The organism is Westiellopsis prolifica IICB1 (genome assembly GCF_004323185.1).
Classification (GTDB): Bacteria; Cyanobacteriota; Cyanobacteriia; order Cyanobacteriales; family Nostocaceae; genus Pelatocladus; species Pelatocladus prolificus_A.
On record NZ_NAPS01000019.1, the window covers coordinates 1 to 2,127 of the forward strand.

Sequence of the window (2,127 nt, forward strand, 5' to 3'; positions counted from 1 at the left end):
TGTTGTCTGATGCGTTTTCTGCCATACAATATCTCCCTGTCTGCCCTACTATTAAAAATTGTCGAGCCGACAGTCCGGTAGACACTAGCGGACAATTACCAGTTGTCGTGTGAAGTTTTTGCAATTTGTTTGATTGTCTGGTCAATAATTCTTTTGTATTTACTGATTACGGATGTAGTATATTTAACTTTTTTCTTACAAAAACAATTAGTTCCTAAGAGCGATCGCCCCAACTAGTACTCAGCATTTGGTTTGGGCATTGGAAATTTTTGAACACTCAAAGTACGAGCGTGCTATCTCTTGTTGGATAGGATATAAGGTAAAAGCACAGAAGATATAAGTTATCCAACTATCCCATGCAGCAGTCTCATCAAGGCAACTACCGGGATTTTTTCAGACAGCTTGTAACCCTAGCTGCAATCATCGGCGCTTTCGTTGTCAATGTCGCATCGAACTTTTTTCCGTTGAATGGACTCAGCATAGGGGAAATTTCCAATACTTTGTTCAAAAATGTCCTGATTATCCCTGCTAATTATGCCTTCGCCATTTGGGGGCTGATTTACCTTGGGTTATTTGCTTTTGGAGTCTACCAATTTCTGCCAAGCCAGAAACATGATTTAGATTTACGCAAGAGTGCATATCTGTTGGTGATTGCCTTGGTGTCTCAAAGTATCTGGGTATACTTCTTCCTATCTAGGCTTTTTGTACTTTCTGTAATAGCGATGCTCTTGATTTTGTTACCCCTGATTGGTGTTTATTTACACTTAGGAATTGGTAACAAGCGTGTATCTCGCATTAAAAAGTGGTGTCTCCACGCTCCGATCAGCATTTATCTTAGTTGGATTAGCGTAGCAACCATTGTTAATGTGGCATGTGCCTTATATTTTCAGGGTTGGAATGGTTGGGGCATTTCTGCCGAAGTATGGACTGTGGTCATGTTGTTGCTAGCAACTGCAATTGCTGTAGTCATTGTCATCCAACGCCGAGATATTGCTTATACGGGAGTAACTGTGTGGGCAATATTTGCGCTTGCACTTAAGCACTGGAATAATCCAACGCTTAGGAATGTAGCATTAGTTTTGACAATTGCCCTTGTCGTGATCACTATAATTAAAAGTTCACTTTCCCAACAAGAACATATTCAATAATTCAATGACGTTTTGGAATTAAGCGCTTACAAACAAGGGGAATTCCTACAAACCTGGCTCTGGAAGTTATGGCTTGTTGCACTCTGCGAGAAGCCGCTTACGCGCGAATCTAAGTATGTTCCTAAATACGGGTGGCATAATCAAAGCCTGTTTAGTCGCCTACCCAAATGGATGGTTGTTGCTAAACATCGCTCTGTTGTACTGAGTGCGGCGAAGCATCCCATCGCCTTCACTAAAGCGCGAAAAACTCTACATAGGCTGATGCCAATAATAGCCAATTGAATTTCCACTACAATTTCTAAATTAATCTGCTTTCATTAATGCTTCTAACTGTGCCAACAGCTTCTCTACCTTGGCTTTTTTCTTCGGATCATCCCACACTTTAGCTTTCTTGAAGCGTTGGAAGGTATCATCAACTTGGTCTTTTAAAGATGGTGACTCTGATTCAGACTGTTGCTCAATTTCTTTGATTTTGCGCTTAATCTCGTTGAGTGAGAGATTGTAGGAGATCGCATCCTCTAGAAGCTGCTTTCTAGTTTGGTCATCTTTAACTCGTGCGATCGCTCGTGCTTTGGTGTATTCAAGTTGACCAGAGCGTAGTACCTCCAACACATCAGCAGGCAGATTGAGCAGTGGTAGGCGGCTAGTACGAAAGCTTTCCGTATTAAATCTACCGATACCAGCCAACAGAGATTCGACTAATACTAGCTGACGGGAAACGTTTTCCGTCAACTCTAATTTTCGTTTTTTGACATTGGCTACTTGGTTGAGGATTGATACTACTTGGTCGGTGGTGACATCAAGCTCAATGCTGAGTAATTCTAATATCCCTTCAGTTTCTTCAACTGGGTTGAGGTCTTCACGTTGGAGGTTTTCCAGTAGAGCTACTTGCAGAGCTTGTTTATCAGTAAAGTTTTTAATAATAATGGGGACTTCAGTTAGTCCGGCTGACACTGCTGCTTTTAGCCTTCTTTCTCCA

At 41.5% G+C, this 2,127-nt stretch carries 2 protein-coding genes; one reads left to right on the top strand and one right to left on the bottom strand.

Going from position 1 to position 2,127, the window contains the following annotated elements; all coding sequences use genetic code 11:
* Nucleotides 1-356 precede the first annotated feature (356 nt).
* Nucleotides 357-1,148 carry a TspO-related membrane protein gene (locus B4U84_RS30100; protein WP_131121655.1) on the top strand — a complete coding sequence of 264 codons (792 nt, stop codon included), beginning with the start codon at nucleotides 357-359 and terminating at the stop codon, nucleotides 1,146-1,148.
* A gap of 303 nt (nucleotides 1,149-1,451) precedes the next feature.
* Here B4U84_RS30100 and B4U84_RS30105 read toward each other — a convergent pair.
* On the bottom strand, nucleotides 1,452-2,127 hold a 676-nt coding region (locus B4U84_RS30105; protein WP_131121656.1), incomplete at its 5' end, for a ParB/RepB/Spo0J family partition protein.